This is a genomic window from Paenibacillus sp. NPDC058174 (assembly GCF_042883865.1).
Taxonomy (GTDB): Bacteria; Bacillota; Bacilli; order Paenibacillales; family Paenibacillaceae; genus Pristimantibacillus.
Genome location: NZ_JBHVUY010000002.1, coordinates 903,788 through 924,539, shown reverse-complemented (window position 1 = coordinate 924,539; position 20,752 = coordinate 903,788). Strand labels below are relative to the sequence as shown.

Genomic DNA, 20,752 nt, shown 5'->3' with positions numbered 1-20,752 from the left:
AACGAAATAAACGATATGGTATAGAAATATTTACTAAAGGATTGCAAGAATCTTGTAGATGAAGATCGAATTTTGTCGGATGCTGGATTATTTTTTGGTAGTACGAAGTGCAGCCGCGATAATGCAACCCCATCCGCTTAAAAAGGCAACTCCCCCGACAGGTGTAATCGCTCCGAGAACGGAAACGTCAGAAAGCGCCAAAGCATAGAGACTTCCGCTGAAAATAACGACCCCGGCAATGAGCAGGTTGGCGCCTGTGCGCAGCAGCTTGCTCTCTCCAAGCCGGTCCGCAAGCAAGGCAACCAGCATAAGACCAAGCGAATGATACATATGATAGCGTACACCTGTCTCAAAAATGGTCAGAAGACGATCGGACAGCACTTCCTTCAATCCATGCGCGCCAAACGCGCCAAGAGCGACCGCCAAGGCGGCGCCAAACGCGCCGACAGCAAAATATTTTTTCAACATTTGATTTTCAATCCTTCCCTGTTTGTGTATACTTTTACATGATTATGGGTTATATAAGCATTGCTTGCTATCCTTTTACTTTACAATTAAGGAGTCGATCACTTGGAAGAGAACCGTAACGATTCAACCAGACCAGTCAATGAGGGGGAACAGGTTGTCGATCATAACGAGCAGCAACAGCTACATAATGATCCATTTTACACAAATCCATACGCAACGCAGCCTGCCTTTGGTCACGATCTGCCTGCCCAGCCGGAAAAGCTCAAGCAATCCGGACTCGGAATCGCTTCCTTCATTATTGCTCTGGTCGCGATTCTGCTCGGCATTATCGGCATGATTCTATCCGTCGCCTTCGCTGCCGGTGTCTCAGAGGACCCGCAGGCGCTTATCCGCGACCTGGAGAACAATGATCCATCTACCCTCGCTTCGGTTATGATTGCAGGTCTTCTCATGATTGCTGGAGCCGGTATCGCTTTTGTCGGCCTCATCCTTGGCATCGTTGGCGCATTTGCCAAAAACCGCCGCAAAGTATTCGCGATCGTCGGTATCATCCTGAACGGATTGATTGTGGTCGGCATCGTCGCCTTGACCGTATTGGGTGTCGTAATTGGTGCATCCAGTGTCTAACCCTCAGCGCGCAAAGGCGTGCAGCCGGATGTGTATTCGCATTCGGCTGCACGCTTTTGTTATTTGACGGTGATTGCCGTCTTGCTATAGCCCTCTTTCGTCTTATGAACCTCCAGCGCAGCAGGGAATGCTTGCTTCAGCTCTTGAACGTGCGAAATGACGCCAATCAGCCGTCCCGCCCGCTGCAGATCGATAAGCGCCTCGACTGCCTTGTTAAGCGAGTCCTCATCCAGCGAGCCAAAGCCTTCGTCAATAAACATCATTTCGATCGATACGCCGCCCTGATGAGCCTGGATGACATCGGTCATCCCAAGCGCTAGACATAGCGAGGCATTGAATTTCTCCCCGCCTGACATCGTTTTGACATCACGGTTTTGCCCCGTATAGGCATCGTAGATATCAAGCCCAAGCCCGCTTTGTTTGCCCCGTACTTCCAGCCGGTCGCTGCGCTGCAGATTGAACTGACCGCCGGATAAATTTCGCAATCTGACGTTGGCCGCCTGCAAAATTTGTTCCAGAAATTCGATCAAAATGTAGCGTTCGAACGAAATTTTCAGCGCGTTGTCGCCCTTCAGCATCTGATACAGATCAAGCACCTGCTCCAGCTCGGATTCCAGCTGCTTAACCTTGCTATTGGCATCGTCCAGCGAGCGCAGCAGCCGATCGGCCTCCGCTGCGTAGCGGGAAGCCGTCTGAAGCGCAGCAGCAACAGCTTCCAGTTGCTGCCGCACCGCTGCCTTCTCCTCCTCGACCCGCTGTATATCCGCAGGCTCCATACCGGACAAAGCAAGCTCCAACTCCACAATACGGCGCTCTGCCGCGAGCAGCGAGGTTTTGTAATGGTCCAATTGCTCCTTCAGCATCGAGCGGTCATGCTGGCTCAGAATGGCTGAGCGATACTGCTCCGGATTAGAAAATCCTGCAAGCTCCTGCTGCTGCTGGAATCGCTCGGCGGTTTGCAGAGCATTTGTTTCCGCCTCTGTCAGCTGAAGCTCCAGCTGCTCTAAATGAGCTTTCTCCTCGGCCGCTTTTGTCCGCGTCTGCTGTACATTCTCCTGAGCCTTCTTCCAGGCTGCGGACAGCGAGTCGGCCAACATTCGCTGCGTATTGAGCCGCTGCTGCAGCTGCTCCGGCGACCGCAGCGAGTCGGGGATGCGTTCCAGTTCCTTTTCCAATACCGACTGCTTCGTCGCGCGTTCGACCGAAATCCGCTGCTGCTCCTGCTGCAGCTTGTCCTTCGTTTGCTGCTGCTGCTCCAGTTTCTCTTCCAGCAGCTCACTGGTACGCTTCAGCTCTTGCATTTGCTTGCCTTGCCGCTCCAGCCGGTCGGCATCCTCTTTCAATTGCCGCCACTGTGCACGCAAGGAAGCCTGCTGGTCACCCAATTGCTCGGCCGGCGTGCCAAACTCGGCAAGCTCGGCAGCGCTGCTCGCCCAGCTGCTGCGGGTAGCGGCGCTTTGCAGCTTCGCCTCGTTCAGCTCGCGCTCGAAGTGGCTCAGCCGCTCCTTCGCCTGCTGCAGCTGCTCCCGCGACGGCAGCGTTTCGGACGATTCCGCTTTGGCCGGATGATCGGGACTGCCGCATACCGGACAAGGCTTGCCGTCATGCAAATGAGCGGCGAGCAAGCCCGCTTGTCCTTCAATCCATATATGCTCAAGCCGGTCATGCTCCTTGCGGATCCCCTCTAACGCTTGCTGGCGTTCCGCTTCAAGCGCAGCAATCTGTGCAAGCTCCTTCTCCAGCTCCAATAATCGGGAGACATGCTTGCCTTGCTGCTCGATGCTCCGCAGCTGCTCCAGCTTGCCCGGCAGAGACGCCGTCTCGCTCTCCAGCTCCTTCAACTGCGCACTTGCCGACTGCCTCATTTCCTTGGCGGCTGCAATTTGCGCTTCAGCTTGCTGCAGCTTAACAGCCCCGTCTCGTTCCTCAGCAAGGAGACGGTCATACGCCCTGCGCAGCTCGGCGAGCGATTGCACCGCCGGTACAAGCTCTGTCAGCGTATGCAGCTCTCGCATCGCCGCTTCCCGCTCTGCCTCGCTCTGCTCCTCACGGCGATATCGCTCTTCCGCTTCCGCTGCAGCTGCCGCCGCCGCTTCCGCGGTTGCCCGGCGCCCGTCGCGCAGTTGAAGCTTCGCCGCTGCGTCATGCCCTGCACGCTCGGCTTGCTCCGCATACGGAGCGATCTGTGCCGCGCGTTCGGCCAGCAGCAGCCGCTGCTCGCGCTGAGCATATTCGCCGCGCTGCGCTTCCAGCTGTTCGCGGCTCAAGCGCTCGCGATCCAGCTCTGCAAATCGCGCATTAAGCGCAAGCGCATCGCGCAGCCGCGCCTCCTGTGCATCCAGCGCTGTCTGCAGCGATGCTTTGCCCGCTTCGCCTTCTAGCTCCGTCTGGCGGTAATAGGCCAGCTCTTGGCCCAGCGCTTCAGCCAGCTGCGCTCCGTTGAAGAAAGGCTGGGCTAACGTAGCAGCCAGCACGCTTTCCTCCCGGACAGGCAGCGTCTCTGCCGCTTGCTTCATATACAGCTCCGCGCGCAGCTTCGCTTGCTTCAGGGAATCTCCCAGCTCCCGGTTGCGCAGCTGAAACCGTCCTTCCAGCCGCTGGTACAGCTCCGTCCGGAAAATCCGCCGCAATATTTCCTCTTTATTGTCCGTGTCCGAGGTCAGCAGCTTGCGGAATTCACCTTGCGGCAGCATGACGATCTGGTTGAATTGCTCCTTCGTCAGCCCGATAATTTGCTCTACCTTTGCGTTCACATCGCCTACTGTAAAACGGTCGACCACCGGCACATCCGTGCCTTCCGTCGTTTCGTACAGCTCGGCTTTGCCCCCGGTCTCGCTCTTATTGCCGCCCTTGCGGTGCGGCAGCTGGCGGAACAGCCGATAGCTGCGCTTGCCGACAGCAAATTCGAAATCAACAGCAGTATGCGTGTCGTCATCGGCAAAGTGGCTGCGCAGCATGCGGGGCTCCGAGCGGTCCTCACCGCTTGCAGCGCCGTATAACGCGAAGCATATCGCGTCAAAAATCGAAGTTTTGCCCGCTCCCGTACTGCCCGAGATAACGAATAGCCGATGATTCTCCAGCTGCGAGAAGTCAATCGTTTCTGCGTCGCGGTAAGGTCCAAAAGCAGTCATCGTCAGCTTAAGCGGTCTCATACGGCACCTCCTTCCTCACGGAGAAGCTGCTCGAACGTCTCAGCGAACAATTGCTTCTTCTCCTCTGCCAGCGGCACGCCTTTCACTTCCGAATAAAAGGAAGCAAACAATTCAACGGGATTTGCCTCTCTTCGTTTGCCTGCAGTCGAAGCTTCCTCATCCTCCAAAGTATCGGCTGTACGGGTTACCCGCCGCTCTACATGCAGCGCGTTCGGATAGATAGCACGCACCTTCTCCATCGGGAAAAGCACCGGGTTGTCGTTCAACAGCGTGACAAAAACATAGTCTTGGCATACCGGATGCGATTCGATTTCCTCTATGGTACCGGTGACCCGCCGCATGTCGCGAAGCGGCTTCAGCTCTCTTTTTTCAATCGAGCAGACACCTGCTTCGTTCAATTCAATGACGAGATAACCTTTCTTGTGGTTCTCCTCAGAGATCGAATATTTCAATGGCGAGCCTGCGTAGCGGATGTTTTCCTGCTGGACAAAATGCGCCTGGTGCAAATGGCCGAGCGCCGTATAATGAAACGGCTCAAAATAATCCGCCCGCACATGCTCCGCCCCGCCGATCGACAGCGGACGCTCCGATTCGCTCGTATTCGGCTCAGCAGTGCCTCCCGGCGTCACAAAAGCATGTCCTACTAGTACATGTCTGGCTGCCGGATTCATTCGCTCCGCAATACGTTTGGTCGTCTCCCGCATGGCATCGTCATGCGTACGAATCGACTCGTCGCCAAAAGCATGGCGGACTTGCGCCGGATCGGCATAGGGCACCAGATGAAAATGCACCTCGCCATATGCGTCCTGCATAATGACCGGATTCATGTCCGGCTTCAAGCGTCCTGCAATATGTAAGCCTCGGCTTGCCATCATTGCCGTGCCAAAATCGATCCGGTCCGGGCTGTCGTGATTGCCGGAAATCGCCAGAACAGGCGTATTCAGCTCAATCACGAGCTTGTTCAGCAGCTCATCGAGCAGCTCAACCGCCTCCGTAGGCGGCACCCCCCGGTCATAGAGGTCGCCTGCAATGATAACCGCATCCGGCCTCTCCTCAGCAACTGCATCCGTCAATTGCCGGAGCGCGTACCGCTGGTCTTCCGTCATATATACACCCTGCACCAGCTTGCCTAAATGCCAGTCAGCAGTATGAAATAGCTTCATTCTATCATCCTTCCCGTAAGCCAGGCCACAGACGGCCCTCAAACAATACACTATTCGCCTCGCGGCTGCCCAACTCCTCCCTGCAATATTTTCCCCTGCATCCATTGGTTGCTTAATTCGTTAAACCGCGATACATTTATTCAAGTCATTATTCAACGCTTCAAATCTATTAAGTTGACGGCATGAAGGCGCATAACGGAGGATTGTTACGGTGGTGGAACAAACAAAGACAAAATCCAGAAGCAGGCTTCTAAGCAACTATTCGCTGCTGCTGGCCGTCGTTTTCGGCGGTTTTCTCATATTCGGCTTCTCGGAAAATATTAAAGGCCCGGCCATCCCGCGCATGCAGTCCGATTTCTCGTTAAGCGAGATGCAAATCGGACTGCTGCTGGCGCTCAACTCGCTCGGCTATCTGCTGGCTTGTACCTTTACAGGCGCGCTGGCCAAACGGTTCGGTGTCAAAATGACAACGATCATCGCCTTTGCAGCGATGGCTTTATCCGGACTGTTCATTTACTGGGCGGCAAACTATACCGCGTTGTCCTTGTCCTACTTTTTCATGTACATCGGCAATGGCCTGCTGGAAATCGCGCTTGCGATACTGGCGGCCCGGATTTTCACCCGCAATACCGGCATGATGATGAATCTCTCCCATTTCTTCTACGGGCTTAGCTCCATGGTTGCGCCGCTGCTCGCAGCATCGCTAATGGGCGTACAGCTGTTTGGCTCCGAGCTGGGCTGGCGGGGGATGTACGCATTCGTGCTTGCACTGTCTGTGCTGCCTATGATTCCTGCTCTATTCGCACGCGTTCCGGGAGACGAGATGCAGCCGGAGGAGCGGCTGTCGCTCAAATCGTTTATTAAAGACCGCGCGGCTTGGCTCATTGTCGGCATGCTGTCCTTCGGGGTCGTGTCAGAGCTAGCGGTAGGAGGGTGGCTGGTCAACTATTTGGAAAAAGTATACGGCTGGAGCAGTGACGCCTCCGCCGCTATGCTGTCCGCCTTCTTCCTCTGCTTCATGCTGGCGCGTCTGCTGCTTGGACCGCTTACCGACCGTTTCGGCTATACCCGGTCGATTATCGTGCTATCAGCGGTGTCAGGCCTCTGTTCAGTAGGAGCTATTATTGCCGGCGAATCCGGCGCCTTCCTATTCGCGCTGGCCGGCGTCGGCATCGCCCCCATCTACCCGACCGTGATGGCGCTGCTCGCCAAACGGTACGCGAACGGAACAGAGACGGCGATCACGTTCACCGTCACGATGATGGGCGTCGCCAGCGTCATCGGGAACTTCCTGATCGGGGCGATCACCGATCTGTTCAAGGGCTTTTTCCGCTCAAGCCCGGATGCAGGTCTAGCCGCCGGACTTCAGGCGGGATACGGGTTTATCGCCGCCTGCGCGCTGCTATGCTCTGTCGTGGCTGTCATGCTGTACCGGTATATGAATAAGCGCGGAGAGTTGTTGTAGGGGAGGCTAGGGGCTAGGAGGCTAGTCCTTCCGTCCCCGTCCCGTTAACGAAGCAGGTTCGCTGATTAACGAACCTGCTTTCTCTATTTCCAGTAGAAACTAGCCTAGTATAGCAAATAGCGAACCTAGCTTCGCTACTCATGAACCCAGGTTCACGAACAGCGAAACTGGCTTCGCTATTATGAAGTGTGAGAGCTCGCATGCGTTCCTCCAGCGAAATTGTCTTCGTTAATTTGCGAAGCCGGTTCGCTGTGCGTTACTGAGCGTTACTGTACGTTACAGTACCTTCTGCATTTTCGGCTAAGTTAGTGAGGGGCGGGAGACTGCGAGAATCCGAGCTTCCTTCCCCAATAACGAAGCAGGTTCGCTAATTAGCGAACCTGCTTTCTCTATATCCAGTGATAACTAGCTTATATAGCAAATAGCGAACTTGGCTTCGCTACTCATGAACTCAGGTTCACGAACAGCGAAGCTAAGTTCGCTATATGAAGTGTGGAGGCTCGCATGCGTTCCTGCAGCGAAATTGTCTTCGTTAAATAGCGAAGCTGCTTCGCTCTGCCGGTCCTTTACGAGCAACACCTTCTACGCTTTTGGCTAAAAGTCGCTAAGCCTTACTATTCTTAAAGTAATCTAGCAGCCCGTACCAAACTTCTTCCGTCACAAAATAAGTTTCTATTGCAGATAGGACTTCCCCAGTTAAATGATGTTTATATTGAATTTTTTTGTATAAGTGATCACCAACATATTCATCATACCAATCCATTATACTCAACCGGATCTCCGACTTCTAACCTTGTAGAGGCCATAATATCAAAATTATCTTCTTCATCAAAATAAGGTTTGGCTATAAATTGCTCAATCACATAAATTTTATCTCCCCTTCGACAATCGTGGGAAATACTCATTTTTCAATCAGGCCCCCTCGTACCTATTAAGCTGTTCCTGCTGTCTCTAATTCTGTAAACAGACAATTAAAAATTGTCACTTCGCCAAAATTCAATAATTCTGTTTCTATATCTGAAACTACATATTTACAGATACTATGATCTAATTTTATATATGCATTGCCGCTCATTAATAAATCAATTCGGCTATTCATATTAATCATTGCATCATTTAATACAATTGGATTATTGAATGTCCATTCCCCATCTTCATAATTTGTTTGAACATATTTATAATAATAAAAATTACCCAGAACACTCACGTAAAACACTAGCTCGATTCGACTCCCGCCTAAAGTTTTAATTAATTCTAAATCATCATCCATAATTTGTTGATTTTCTAAAGTCAAAATTTTAAATTGCATGCAATTATATTCATCTAGGTTTGTCCAATCAACAATTGCATGGTTAGGCAAAACTCGCTGAAGCTCCGCTAGAAACTTGCTTTTCCCCTCAAACCCGCTTCTCTTCCTGTATAACCTTGTATGTTCCTCACTCGTTGTATATTTTATATCATCGAATGGAACTCCCTTTGGGAAAAAGTTATATATAAGATTTACTACTTCGTCCAATTAGGTTCCACCTGCCTCCAAACTTCTCTCCATCGCAAAATACACATTTCCCAAAAATAATATTAACTTATCCCTGTCGTCCGTTAAAAGAAAAGTGCCACCTGCATTTAACCAATAGTTTTTCTTTAACTCATCGCTAAACACATGCACAACGGTAATGAAATCTTCATGAACCCCAAGGTCGGTCAACTCTACATAGCTTTCTTGAAAAAATCGGGATGCGGATATTAATTCCTTTTGGTAATAAGGATTTTGCAAAGCAGCCTCTTTTGTCTTCACTTCATTCGCCGTATAAGTTATTTCATAATTTATGTAGGAATTTATTTCTTCATTATCTAATGACGTAACCGTCCGCTTGCTATTTCTTCAGTTATTTTCCACTTTCCATAGAAATTCTCATCAACGTTAAAATCGATATCTGAGGGACTGTTTTCGATTTGCTCAATAACATTATTACTTATTTGTTTCATCATTTGAATTCTGATTTCCGCAAGCTGAAGAAAATAAAACTAAAGAAATAAACAAATAGATAAAAAGTAATCTTCTTATTATAATTCACTCCCTTAAGCAGCTACCCGTATCATCGTATCATACCACCCATCAGAAGAAATTTTCCTTCTTAATGAACAATTTTCCTTATAATCATTGACTTTCCGACTGAATGGCCTTAATAGGTCAAAAAGTTCATAGCAGGGGAAAACAAATTCCGTATAGAGAAAAAATATCACTTATTTGGCCTGGGATATAATCTCTCGGCTGGTCCCTCATTCCTCATTCCTCATTCCTCATTCCAATCCGGTCATTATAACTACTCACTCATATCCCAGCCTATAATTCATCAACTCCAGATAAAAAAGTCCATTTTCGATGTTTGGAGAATAAAGGTGTGATCAGTTTTCGTAAACCGCCTGTCCCGCTTTATCCGTCTGTCCGTCTGCATATCTGTCCCAGCACAACACTGACTCTTAAGTCTACCTCCTCAGCCAAAGAGATTGCTAGAATTGGGCAACTTTTGCTTCACATATCCGGGGAGGACTTGAATACATTAAATAATAACCATACATTCTCGCAAGGAGGTGCTCCGAAATGGGTTCAGCGGATCATAGAATGTTTGTTGTTTCTCAGGAGGATTGGTCGCTGCATCGTAAAGGCTATCAAGACCAGGCCAGGCATCAGCAAAAAGTACGGGAAGCGATCAAGCAAAACTTGCCTGATCTCGTATCCGAGGAAAGCATCGTCATGTCAGACGGCAAGCAGGTCATTAAAGTGCCGATTCGGAGCCTTGACGAATTCCGTTTCGTGTACAACTACAATAAAAATAAACATGTCGGGCAAGGCGACGGCGACAGCCAGGTTGGCGACGTGCTCGGGGTCGACCCGCAGGCGGCCAAAGGCCCCGGAAAAGGCGAAGGCGCTGGCGATCAGCCCGGCGAGGACGTCATAGAGGCAGAAATCAGTCTGGCCGAGCTGGAATCCATGCTGTTCGAGGAATTGGAGCTGCCTTTTCTCCGGCAAAAGGACAGGGATCAGCTGGAGACGACGGAAATCAGGTTTAACGACATCCGTAAAAAAGGGATCATGTCCAACATCGATAAGAAGCGGACGATCATGGAAAATCTCCGGCGCAACGCCACCTCCGGCCAGCCCGGCATCCACCGTATTTCCCCCGACGATCTGCGCTATAAAACCTGGGAAGAGATCGTCCGTCCGCAATCCAACGCCGTTATTCTCGCGATGATGGACACATCTGGAAGTATGGGCTCATTCGAAAAGTATGTGGCGCGCTCCTTCTTCTTCTGGATGACCCGTTTCCTGCGCAACCAGTACGAGAAGGTCGAAATCGTGTTCATCGCGCACCATACCGAGGCTAAGGAAGTAACGGAGGAGGAGTTTTTCACCCGCGGCGAAAGCGGCGGTACGATCTGCTCGTCGGCCTATATCAAGGCGCTTGAAATCATTGACAGCCGTTACTCGCCAAGCGCATACAACATCTATCCGTTCCATTTCTCCGACGGCGACAACCTGACTTCCGACAACGAGCGCTGCGTGAAGCTGATCGGCGAGCTGCTCAAACGCTCCAACCTTTTCGGCTACGGCGAAGTTAACCAGTACAACCGCTCCAGCACGCTTATGTCTGCCTACAAGCATATTAATATGCAGCATTTTATGTACTACGTTATCCGCGAAAAAGGCGAGGTCTACAACGCGCTGAAATCATTCTTCCGCAAACGGGAAGGCGTCCCGGGTTAAACTGCACCAGCTGCAATACCCTTCTTTCGCAATGGAAAATGCGTCCAATCCGCAATTCGCAATCACCCTCGGCGCTAATCACTCTTCTCCACAAAATAATAAGAAAAGCCGGAAGCTGGGGGGAGCGCTGCTCCTGCCTAGCTTCCGGCCTTTTCGTTGTTGCCGGGAGAATTGTTATTTATCTGTGTTAGATTGATTTAGCTGTGTGTTGATCCTCAACACTACAAACTCCTTACTGAAGCTCATTCCATAACCTGCGGGCCAGTTGTTGAAAATAAAGCGATTGCGACCAGCGGTCGCTAATCTCCTTCGTTCGTCCTGCAGCCTCGTCAGTCGTGATCGCATAGGAGGCCGGCCCCAGCTCGCAGACGAACGGGAACTTTTGCCCCGGCGCTGCCTTCCGCAGCCATTGGCGCATGCCGTCCGCCCACCAGCGCTTGTAGTGATCCAGCATCGGATGCTCGCCTTGCGCTCCAACATCGACCTGGATCTGCTCGCCATTCGATACCCGGGCATGGATACTAGAGGTCTGCACCAGCAACTGCTGCAGCAGCGCTTCCGCTTCATCGGGAACGTGATGCATTTCCCCCGCCACTACATAATGTGAGTAATCGATCGTCAGCTTCAAGTCGCCGATAGCCCCGACATACTCAGCAGTACGGATCAAATCCTGCGTAATCGTGCCGCGATGCGTCTCGACAAACACGGGTATGCCAGCCTCGGCGGACAAGCCTTGAATGTCCCGCAGCAGCTCCAGTGCAGACTCTCCAGTCACGAATGGGGTGAGCACCTGCGCATTGACATACTGGATCCGCTCAGCCCCATATGCCTTTGCTTCTTGCAGAAAAGCCTGCAAGTCCGCTGCGTTTCTCGGATAGGCATTGACGCTGAAGCTTAGACCATACTCCTCAAGCAGCCTATTCCACCGCTCCGCCTCCTCCTTCGCAGGCAGGAAGCCGTTAATGCCGTCATAGCCAGCCTCGGCAATACGGGCAAACCGCTCTTCCAGACTCCATTCCCTTCCGGCCTCTCCAAGGCCGCTCATCGTCCACCAGGACATTTGAACGTCCAGCGCGGGCGCCGGACTGGCAGCATTTGTATCAGTGCGGGTAGACGAGTTCATGTTCAATGCCGCAAGGGCCTCCTTCCATGTTCAGCTCCAGCTCCACCTGCGATCCGTCAGCCCGGTACAGCGGCCGGTAGAAATGGCTGATCTTCGTCGCCGATTCATTCGCATAGTGACAAATAAAAGCGCGGCGGAAACGGTCCTTTGATTTGTTGCGGTATGAGCCGTGAATGAGATTGCCGTTGAAAAACAAGACATCACCCTTATCCATAATAGCCGGAATCGGCTTCTCCTCTTTCGGAGGCTTCACATAATGCGCGGAGAACGATTCTTTGACATCCGCCTCATCGGGGCAGACGATCTCATACGTATTCGTCTTCGGCACAATCAGCATACCGCCGTTCTCCTCATCGGCCGCATCGATAGCTGTCCATGCCGCAATGCAGTTGCCCGGCTCCACTTTCAGATAGAAGTTATCCTGATGCAGCGCTTGACCGCGCGAGCCCGGCGGCTTGTAATAGAACATGCTTTGGGCGGCCAGCGCCTCTTCGCCGTACAAATCGGCCAATACTTCCAGCACCGGAGCGTGGAGCATGTATTTTCTGGCCGTTTCGTCAATACGATGCGGATGCAGAACACGCGGATACCGCTTTAGCGGATCGGTGCTTTCTCCTCCAAGCTCAGGCTCAAAATAGCCGGGAATCGCCTGCTGGCTGATTTTATCAAACGCTTCTTCAATCTCGGCCACCTGATCGGGATTAAACAGTCCTTTTACTATTAAATAGCCTTCCGTATTAAACGCTTGCAGTTGTTCCTCTGTAAGCACGCGTAATGATTTTGTCATCTTCTGCTAGCCTCCTGTTTCTTCATTTATCTTCATCCTGTAAGCTGTTGATCTGACAACTTCAGTATAAAGAAGGAGGCTTGACGGTTGAATGCCGAAAGATGCTAAAAAGTCACACTATCCTGCTATTTTAATAAGCAGGCGGGGCGGCTGAACAGGAACTGCCAAAGTCTAATCTGCGCAAAAAAGCGCGTACAGCCGAGGCTGTACACGCCTATTTTCCAATTTCCGTCCTGCCGCTCAGCCTTCGGTCCGCAACACGGCCAAACCATCCGCCTGCTGCTTCTCTCGAACCTCGCCGTAGAAGAAACGTTCCGCTTTATCACGGTGTACAGCGTTCACATGCTTGCCAATGGCGGTGACTGCCGCCGCAATGACCGTTGCATCATCAGTGAACCCCAGCCCCAGCAGCGCATCGGGAATAGCATCTATCGGGCTGATAAAGTAAGCGAGAGCGCCAAATGCGATGCCCTTGGCATAGAGAGGCGTTTTGGCGTCTATCGCGCAAAAATACATCGATACCGCTTCTCTCGCGAACGGAACCTTGCTTGCGTATTTTTTCATTTTGCTCCAAAACTTCTTCTTTACAACCTCTTCATCACGCTGGCGCTTGCCCTCTTCTTCAACCTGCGGCTGTAAAATCTGCTGCATCTGGCGCTCCCCCTTCCGGACTCATTCCTGTATTTCCTTCATTATAGGCCATAATAAGCGCCGTGGCTTCCGTCTCAGGTTCAGTAAGGCCCCCGTCTTTCGTCCAGCATAGCGCATCATTTCGCCTTATTGATTATTACAATAATGAGCCCGATTATTTCTCCAGAACCGATTATAGAAATCGGTGAAAAAGTAGTACAATAGAGAAGAATTAACGATTTGAGGAGGTACGTTCTGTATGAATTATGAAAGCTATTTTCAACAATTAAGGGAGCAGCATCTGGAGCAGTTGAAGCAATTTCTGACCATTCCGAGCATTTCCGCTCTCTCCGAGCATAAGCAGGATATGAATGAAGCCGCGCAATGGGTTGCGCAAAAGCTGAAGGAAGCCGGCATGGATATCGTTGAGGTGCATCCGACGTCCGGGCATCCCATTGTCTATGCGGAGCATCTGCATGCGCCGGGCAAGCCAACCGTCCTCATCTACGGACATTACGACGTTCAGCCGGTTGACCCGCTTCATCTATGGGAGACGCCTCCGTTCGAGCCGACTATTCGCGGCGATAAGCTTTACGCACGCGGCGCTACGGATGACAAGGGACAGCTTTTCCTACATATTAAAGCCGTTGAAGCGCTGCTTCGCCTAGAAGGTGAGCTGCCGGTCAATGTGAAGTTCTGCATCGAGGGCGAAGAGGAGATTTCCAGCCCAAGCCTGCCGGCCTTTATGAAGACGAATGAGGAAAAACTGGCGACTGACGTCGTCGTTATCTCCGACACCTCCCTGCTTGAAAAGGGCAAGCCGGCGATCTCTACCGGACTTCGCGGCCTTTGCTCGCTGGAGGTTGCCATTCAAACGGCCAATACCGATCTCCATTCCGGCACGTACGGCGGCGGCGTTCCGAATGCGCTTCATGCATTAGTAGAGCTGCTCGCATCCTTGCATGATGACAAAGGGCGGATAGCGGTAGAAGGCTTCTACGAGGGCGTTCCCGAGCTGTCCGCGGCGATGCGCGAAGAGTTTGCCAAGCAGCAGTTTAATGAAGAGAAGCTGCAAAATCATTTGGGGCTGGATGCGCTGTACGGCGAGGAAGGGTATTCTTTCGTAGAGCGTACCGGCGCACGGCCGACGCTGGAGCTGAACGGCGTTTACGGCGGCTTTCAGGGTGAAGGTACGAAAACGGTCATTCCGAAGGAAGCCCATGCAAAAATCACCTGTCGTCTCGTCGGCAATCAAGATCCTGTCGCCACTTTAGAGCGCATTTCCGCACATCTTCACACCCATGTGCCAACAGGCGCGAAGCTGACTGTGACGCCAGGGGAAAAAGCGCGTGCCTTTAATATGGACCCGAACCATCCAATGCTGCAAACTGCGGCCGACGCCTACGAAGAAGTGTATGGAACGAGAGCGATCTTCACGAAAGACGGCGGCTCCATTCCGATTGTTGAGACCTTCTCGCGAGTGCTGTCCGCCCCGGTTGTAATGATGGGCTTTGGTCTTCCAGATGAGAATTTGCACGCTCCTAACGAGCATTTCAATCTGGAGAACTTTGATAAAGGCTTGCTGACAATCGTTGCGTTTCTGAAAAGGTTAAAAGGATGAGCGACCTCGAATTCGAGCAATTACAGCAGCATTTACCGGAATGGGTCAGAGCAAGCCAGCCTTGCTCGGCCCATGGCCGGGTAGCCGCATATATTCCTGAGCTGTCCAAAGCGCCCGCCGAGGCGCTTGGCATCCACCTGATCGATGCACAGGGACACGCCTTAACGGCTGGCGACAGCAGTCTTTCTTTTACGATGCAAAGTATTTCCAAGGTGTTCACATTAATACTAGCACTCATCGACAATGGCGAGAAAAAGGTGTTCAGCAAAGTCGGCATGGAGCCGACTGGCGACAACTTCAACTCCATGCTGAAGCTGGAGCTCGTCCGGCCAGGTATTCCGTTCAATCCGTTAATCAATGCCGGAGCGATTGCCGTCTCCTCGATTATTGGCGGCGACAGTCCGGACGAGAAATCGTCGCGTGTGCTTCAATTTTTCCGAAAGCTGGCTCACAATGATTCGCTTGATTATGATTACGATGTGTACCGCTCCGAGTCGGATACGGCGAATTTGAACCGTTCGATGGGCTATTTGCTTAAAGATAACGGCGTGCTTGAGGGCAGCGTGGATGATGTGCTCGACGTCTATTTCAAGCACTGCTCCATTAATGCGACTTGCGCCGATTTGTCGCGCATGGCGCTCGTGCTCGCTTTTGACGGGACTGATCCTATTACGGGAGAGAGCCTCATCCCAAGGCGTTATGTACAAATCGCCAAAACGTTCATGACGACCTGCGGCATGTACAACGCTTCCGGAGAGTTTGCCATTCAGGTGGGCCTTCCTGCAAAAAGCGGCGTGTCCGGCGGTATTCTGACCATGGTGCCTGGCCGTTACGGCATTGGCGTTGTTGGCCCTGCCCTCAATGCAAAAGGGAACAGCATAGCAGGCGTCCAGCTGCTGGAGACGGTATCCAGGCAAATGGACTGGAGCCTGTTCTAGCCTCCAGCTTATTTTTCCATAGAAAATGGGGAGAACAGCAGGTATAATGTTGGTATACCAACTTTTGGGAGGAAGTCGCTTTTGTCGAATTTTGATAATGGACCGCAGTTTCAAAATTATAACCCGCCGCCTCATCCGAATCAGCCTTGGATGCCTACGCCTCCGGCACGCACCAACGGCAAATCAATTGCGGCGCTCGTACTAGGCATTTGTTCAATTATCGTGCCTTATCTTGGATTCTTTATCGGAATCGTCGGTTTGATTATTTCAACGCTGGCCTTCGGCGAAATTAAGAAAAAAGGCGAGCAAGGGAAAGGGCTAGCTATAGCTGGTCTTGTGACGAGCATCATTGGGACGGCAATGTACGCCCTTATCTTCCTTATCCTTATCCTTGTCCTCGTTTTCGCCTCGGTTGACAGCTATGACAACAGCAATTACAGCTATAACGTAGCCAGCAACTATTTAGGAAATTGATACGAAAAAAAACCGCGCCATTTGCGGCTCTTTACAGAACGGGGGGTTCTGCTGAAAGAGCGCGGCGCGGTTTTTTTGTTATGCCAAATCGGCTATATCAGGCAATGCTTCAACATCCGGATCAGTTTTCTTTCATAAATTCTTCGAGATCTTTATCCGCCTTGGACTGATTGCAGAAATTGCAGGCGCACACACAATTGTCGGGCGTCGTGTGCCCGCCTTTCGCCCGAGGCAGCATATGATCGATCGTATCGCCGTAATCTCCGCAGAAGTAGCAGGTATAGTTATCCCGGGTCAAAATATGCTTGCGGAAATCTTTGTTGCTGAATAGCCTGCGAATCGTATGCCGGTTGACGACGACAGCAGCCCGCTCCTTGACGAGTGTAACCGCAAGCTCAATATCGATCTCCTGATACCAGCGTCTGCCTTTATCGGTTTTGCCGCGCATCCAGATCGTCCCTTGCCGGGTCGGCCGCAAAAAAGCCGTATCCGTGGGCGAATGATTCGAAGGCTTCGGCTGCTGGCGCTGCTTCGTTTGGCGTCCGGCCGGTCTAGTGCGCGGCCGGCGCTTCGGGTCAGCGCCGCCGCTGGAAGCCGGAACAGCTTTGCCCTCGCTTGTGCTAAGATGAGCTCCGTTGTTTGGTACGGCTGCGCCTTGGCCTTCCGCTGCGGATACAACTTCGCCAGTATGGGCTGCTGCTTTGGCTCGCTTTCGCTTAGCGGCGGCCGTTTTCCCTGGCGAATGTCCCGCTATAGCAGCTGTTGCCGTGGAAGCAGCCCCTGCTGACGCAGCTTGAATAGAAGCCGCTTTATCCGCGGCTTTCCCTTCGGCTGCTCCTGGCGCTGCAGCGGCGCGGCGTGTTTTTCGGCAGGAGCGGCAAGCTCCCCTCCTCGATTGTGCGCCGGAGCGCCGGCCGGTACGGCGCAAAAACTCGTTCATCGGCTTTGGCTCATGACAATGAGCGCAATATTTCAAAGTCGGTTGTTCGGTATCTGCCATCGGTTGCTCCGGGCAATCCCCTGTTGCCTACTGCCCGCTATCTTCCCCTCAATTTTTTATCATTTCAGCATGAATTCGTAATTTTACAGTTTCATCCGGTAAATCGGCTTATTCTCCAAGCCGCGGATAAACGGCGTCCATGGCTCGGACTCCGGTGTCGTATCCAGCGCATCCTCGACCATTTGCAGCTTTGCATCCATCGCGTCGATATGGTGAAGCGCAACCGCTTCTGCCGTTTGCGGCTGAACCGGGCTTCCCCATTCTCCCAAATTATGATGCGACAGCACCAGATGCTGCAGTCCGATCACTTTCTCGGATTCCAGCTCGATGCCGTTATGAATAGCTGCTTCCGTAATCCAATTGGAGGCCAGCGAAATATGTCCAAGCAATTTTCCTTGCAGGCTGTAGTCCGATACAATGCCAAGCTGTGCGATCATTTCCTCAGGCTTCGCAATATCATGCAGAATAATGCCTGCTTTAATGAGATCCGGATTCAAGAACGGTCTTTGCTTGCAGATGAACTCGCCGATTTCCAGCATTCGGACAATATGATAGGCGAGGCCGGCAAAATAAGCGTGATGATGCGTTTTCGCAGCCGGGTAATGGCTCAGTTTGTCATCGACCTTCGCTACGCAATAATCGACGATCCGGCGAATCTCTTCGTCCTCAATACTGTTTTGCACTTGCTTTATGGAATGAATAAGATCATTAGGCGAAATTGGCGCCGAACGGATGAAATCCGTCAAATTTACTTGGTCTTCTTCTGTCGTAAGCCGCATGCGCACGATTTTGATCTGCAGCTTCTCGCGGTAAGTCTGGACAACGCCTTGAACCTTTACAAGACCCATCGGGAAAAAGGTTTCCTTGTCCGTAGACGACACGTCCCAGAATTTGGCCGACATTTGCCCGCTTCCGTCGCAAAGCACGATATCGAAATAATCCTTCGGCGTCGCTCCATTCGTGAGCTTCACTTCAAGCTCCTTTAACAAATAATAGCCGGTAAAATCGTCCTGACTCGCTAATTGCTTAATTAATGTCATCGCTGTTCCTCTCTTCTTCCGTTCTCCCAGTTTAAACCTATATGACCATTATACAATGGAATGCCCGGGAGTGACTCGGTTTTATTGAAAGGTGTTCCAGCTAAAAAAAGCCGCAACCCCGTCGTTACCTGGCAACGGTGATTGCGGCTTCATTTATTGTGCTGCGGTTTTTTCCCGCAGAAACCGATAGAGCAGTGCAAAACCAAGTACCCCGGCAAGCGCCATAATCCCGCTTGCGGCATACATCGGCTGCGGGCCGTAGCGGTCGAACAGCCAGCCGCCAAGGAAGCCTGCGACGATGCCGGACAGCCCGCCCCAGGTTAAGGCATACCAAGCTTGGCCTGACGCCCGAAACTCGGCTGGAACTAGCAAAGCGGTAAGCTGCGTCCCGATGTAGTAGAAGCCTCCGAAGGTCAGGCAATGGAGCGCTTGAATGAAAATGATATGCAGCGGACTCTCGGCAACCGCCATCAACGACCAGCGCAGCGCATACAGCACGCTGATTACCGCAAGGCACAACATCATAACACGGACATTTTTACGCAAATAACGGTCCAGCAGCAAAAATACCGGAATCTCGAAAATCGAAGAGAAAAAGGCTGACCAGCCAATTATGCTCGTCTTTCCTCCCAAATCTGCGATATAAAGCCCGACGAAGGTCGTATTCATAGAGTTTGGAATCGACAGGACAAGACCGATGATAAGAAACAATACAAACGGCCAGTTGCGGAGCATAGAGCGGCGGCTGGCTGGCGCCGTTCCCGCTAGAGACGACGTAGCCGGCGCTCCGCCAGCCGGAAGCGTAAAGGCAAGGCCGATCGCGAGCAGCATCATGACACTGTAGACGATCCATAAACGCTCGATGCCCATTGCGCCAATGACCGGTCCAGAGGCCACTGCCAGCAGCGCCCAGCCGAGCGATCCCCACAGCCGAAAGGCGCCAAATTTATGACCCGTCCCTTCTATCGCATTCAGAATCAAGCTGTTGCTTTGCGAGAACAGCGGCATTTGAAAGAAGAAAAAGAACAGCATGCACGCATAAATAAGCGTATAAGTATGAACGAGAAATACGAGCTGCATAACCAGCAAATTGCCGATCAGCATAATGATCAGAATCCGCCGGATGTTGCGGAACCGGTCGCTCAGATAGCCCCAGAACGGATTGGCAATAAGCGATACGACCGGGCCACCAGCCATTAATGCTCCGATTTCAATCGTAGACATTCCTTGCGACTGCAAATATAAAGCGAAAAAAGTGCTGTAAACCGCAATTGTTCCATATACGAAAAAGTTAAACGCCTTTATGGAGCGGTAGCCTGAGCTGACGGCTGTCAATGAAGCGGATGGATGCATATGCCCTCGCCGCCCTTACAGCTTTACAGCCGTTGACTGCGACGCTTCCGCCACTTCCTCTGCCGTCACTTCCCGGCCAAGCTCATCAGACTTATACATGCCCTCGCTAATCAGCATCGTATTTAATGCGATCTGCGCCGTTGGCAGCAGCTCCACTCTGCCCTGAAGCGCGGCCACCCAATGATGCTGCGAGGAGTCGTAAGCATCCTCGTTCTCCCTCAGCCGGTGCCAGCGGATATCCATCATGTCGAGATCAATCGTGCTGTCCATATCGATATCGCAGACGGTGCTGTGGAAGCTGAACGGCTGCGCCGCTGCCCCCGATCCCTCATTCGGCAGACGAATGCCGCCCTTGCTGCCCGCAATACTGCTGCCTTCGAAGCCGCCAAGATGAATCGACCAAGATTCGATAATATCCAGTGTCAGCCCGTCCCGGAAGCGGATAAGTCCGGAAGCCAGCTCCTCCACGTCAAAGCCGCTGCTCGCTTGCCGCTCAGCCAGCATATCCATTTCCTGATACAGCTTGCCTGAGATACGTTCCACGCCGGGATTGCCGAGCAGATACAGCAGCTGTGAAATATGATAGACGCCCATATCCAGCAATGCTCCGCCGGCGGCCGTTTCTTTTCTCGTAAAATACGGGGTGCCATAGCCGTCAACAAACGGCCGGTTGCGTCTGCGGAAGCCGGTGGAGCGCGCATGATACAGCTTGCCCAGCATGCCTCCGTCAATAAGCTGCTTGGCCGCTTTCGTCTCTTTCCGGTACAGCAGCCCCAATTGGATATGCAGCTTCTTCCCGCTCTCTTCCGCAGCGGCGATCATGCTCTGTCCGTCGTAGTACGTGCCGGCAATCGGCTTTTCGCAGTAGACGTGCTTGCCTGCCCGCAGCGCATCAATCGTTACCGGGGCGTGGAAGTTGTTATGAAGACAGACGTCAACGGCATCCAAATCATCCCGCTCCAGCAGCTTGCGATAGTCCGAATATACATGCGGAATGCCGTACTGGCCAGCAACCCGCTGCGCTTCCGTTTCATTGACATCGCATACAGCGACCAGCTCCGCCCCTGGAATCGCCTGATACTGCTGCAGATGCATTTTGCCAATTTGTCCAACGCCAATGATGCCGATCCGTATCCGTTCCATCG

At 52.1% G+C, this 20,752-nt stretch carries 18 protein-coding genes; 6 read left to right on the top strand and 12 right to left on the bottom strand.

The window, feature by feature from the left end:
• Positions 1–87: 87 nt before the first annotated feature.
• The gene (locus tag ACFVVF_RS15685; protein WP_387811134.1) at positions 88–468 is read right to left on the bottom strand and encodes a DUF423 domain-containing protein; all 381 of its coding nucleotides are present in this window, start codon (positions 466–468) and stop codon (positions 88–90) included.
• 102 nt (positions 469–570) lie between these two features.
• On the opposite strand from ACFVVF_RS15685, the gene ACFVVF_RS15680 reads away from it, so the two are divergent.
• On the top strand, positions 571–1,095 hold the full coding sequence (locus ACFVVF_RS15680; RefSeq protein ID WP_387811131.1) for a tetraspanin family protein: 525 nt from the start codon (positions 571–573) through the stop codon (positions 1,093–1,095).
• 59 nt (positions 1,096–1,154) lie between these two features.
• Here the strand turns inward: ACFVVF_RS15680 and ACFVVF_RS15675 are convergent, their stop codons facing one another.
• Both ACFVVF_RS15675 and ACFVVF_RS15670 read right to left on the bottom strand, forming a co-directional pair.
• Positions 1,155–4,247, bottom strand: coding sequence for an AAA family ATPase (locus ACFVVF_RS15675; RefSeq protein WP_387811128.1), 3,093 nt, complete (start codon positions 4,245–4,247; stop codon positions 1,155–1,157).
• Positions 4,244–5,410, bottom strand: a complete 1,167-nt coding sequence (locus tag ACFVVF_RS15670) for an exonuclease SbcCD subunit D (RefSeq protein WP_387811125.1) — start codon at positions 5,408–5,410, stop codon at positions 4,244–4,246. The genes ACFVVF_RS15675 and ACFVVF_RS15670 overlap by 4 nt, the downstream gene beginning before the upstream one ends.
• 211 nt (positions 5,411–5,621) lie before the next feature.
• Between ACFVVF_RS15670 and ACFVVF_RS15665 the strand changes: the two genes are divergently transcribed.
• On the top strand, positions 5,622–6,875 hold the full coding sequence (locus ACFVVF_RS15665) for an MFS transporter (protein ID WP_387811122.1): 1,254 nt from the start codon (positions 5,622–5,624) through the stop codon (positions 6,873–6,875).
• Between the two features lie 931 nt (positions 6,876–7,806).
• Here the strand turns inward: ACFVVF_RS15665 and ACFVVF_RS15660 are convergent.
• Positions 7,807–8,391, bottom strand: a complete 585-nt coding sequence (locus ACFVVF_RS15660) for a hypothetical protein (RefSeq protein ID WP_387811120.1) — start codon at positions 8,389–8,391, stop codon at positions 7,807–7,809.
• On the bottom strand, positions 8,392–8,670 hold the full coding sequence (locus ACFVVF_RS15655) for a hypothetical protein (RefSeq protein WP_387811117.1): 279 nt from the start codon (positions 8,668–8,670) through the stop codon (positions 8,392–8,394). It abuts the gene before it with no gap.
• Positions 8,671–9,477: 807 nt separating this feature from the next.
• On the opposite strand from ACFVVF_RS15655, the gene yhbH reads away from it, so the two are divergent.
• The gene (gene yhbH, locus ACFVVF_RS15650) at positions 9,478–10,641 is read left to right on the top strand and encodes a sporulation protein YhbH (RefSeq protein WP_387811114.1); all 1,164 of its coding nucleotides are present in this window, start codon (positions 9,478–9,480) and stop codon (positions 10,639–10,641) included.
• A gap of 232 nt (positions 10,642–10,873) precedes the next feature.
• On the opposite strand, the gene ACFVVF_RS15645 is transcribed toward yhbH, so the two are convergent.
• From ACFVVF_RS15645 to ACFVVF_RS15635, 3 genes are all read right to left on the bottom strand, one after another.
• Entirely contained in the window at positions 10,874–11,764 is an 891-nt protein-coding gene (locus ACFVVF_RS15645) for a sugar phosphate isomerase/epimerase family protein (protein ID WP_387811519.1), read from the bottom strand.
• Positions 11,742–12,551 carry a phytanoyl-CoA dioxygenase family protein gene (locus tag ACFVVF_RS15640; protein ID WP_387811111.1) on the bottom strand — a complete coding sequence of 270 codons (810 nt, stop codon included), beginning with the start codon at positions 12,549–12,551 and terminating at the stop codon, positions 11,742–11,744. The genes ACFVVF_RS15645 and ACFVVF_RS15640 overlap by 23 nt, the downstream gene beginning before the upstream one ends.
• A gap of 240 nt (positions 12,552–12,791) precedes the next feature.
• On the bottom strand, positions 12,792–13,202 hold the full coding sequence (locus ACFVVF_RS15635) for a YkvA family protein (protein ID WP_387811108.1): 411 nt from the start codon (positions 13,200–13,202) through the stop codon (positions 12,792–12,794).
• Between the two features lie 238 nt (positions 13,203–13,440).
• Here ACFVVF_RS15635 and ACFVVF_RS15630 point away from each other — a divergent pair, with 238 nt between their 5' ends.
• From ACFVVF_RS15630 to ACFVVF_RS15620, 3 genes are all read left to right on the top strand, one after another.
• Positions 13,441–14,802: a dipeptidase gene (locus ACFVVF_RS15630; RefSeq protein WP_387811105.1), complete on the top strand. Its 1,362-nt coding sequence runs from the start codon at positions 13,441–13,443 to the stop codon at positions 14,800–14,802.
• Positions 14,799–15,740 (top strand): glutaminase A, encoded by a 942-nt coding sequence (glsA, locus tag ACFVVF_RS15625; RefSeq protein WP_387811102.1) that lies wholly within the window; start codon positions 14,799–14,801, stop codon positions 15,738–15,740. The genes ACFVVF_RS15630 and glsA overlap by 4 nt, the downstream gene beginning before the upstream one ends.
• Before the next feature lie 81 nt (positions 15,741–15,821).
• Entirely contained in the window at positions 15,822–16,214 is a 393-nt protein-coding gene (locus ACFVVF_RS15620) for a DUF4190 domain-containing protein (RefSeq protein ID WP_387811099.1), read from the top strand.
• A 121-nt stretch (positions 16,215–16,335) separates the two neighbouring features.
• Here ACFVVF_RS15620 and ACFVVF_RS15615 read toward each other — a convergent pair whose 3' ends face one another.
• The 4 genes from ACFVVF_RS15615 to ACFVVF_RS15600 all read right to left on the bottom strand — a co-directional run bounded on the left by ACFVVF_RS15615 (position 16,336) and on the right by ACFVVF_RS15600 (position 20,750).
• A complete protein-coding gene (locus ACFVVF_RS15615) occupies positions 16,336–17,154 on the bottom strand; it encodes an HNH endonuclease (protein WP_387811096.1) in 819 nt (272 codons plus the stop codon).
• A 143-nt stretch (positions 17,155–17,297) separates the two neighbouring features.
• A complete protein-coding gene (locus tag ACFVVF_RS15610; protein WP_387811093.1) occupies positions 17,298–18,254 on the bottom strand; it encodes a 3'-5' exoribonuclease YhaM family protein in 957 nt (318 codons plus the stop codon).
• A 153-nt stretch (positions 18,255–18,407) separates the two neighbouring features.
• Positions 18,408–19,607, bottom strand: coding sequence for an MFS transporter (locus tag ACFVVF_RS15605; protein ID WP_387811091.1), 1,200 nt, complete (start codon positions 19,605–19,607; stop codon positions 18,408–18,410).
• 15 nt (positions 19,608–19,622) lie between these two features.
• Entirely contained in the window at positions 19,623–20,750 is a 1,128-nt protein-coding gene (locus ACFVVF_RS15600) for a Gfo/Idh/MocA family protein (protein WP_387811088.1), read from the bottom strand.
• Positions 20,751–20,752 lie beyond the last annotated feature (2 nt).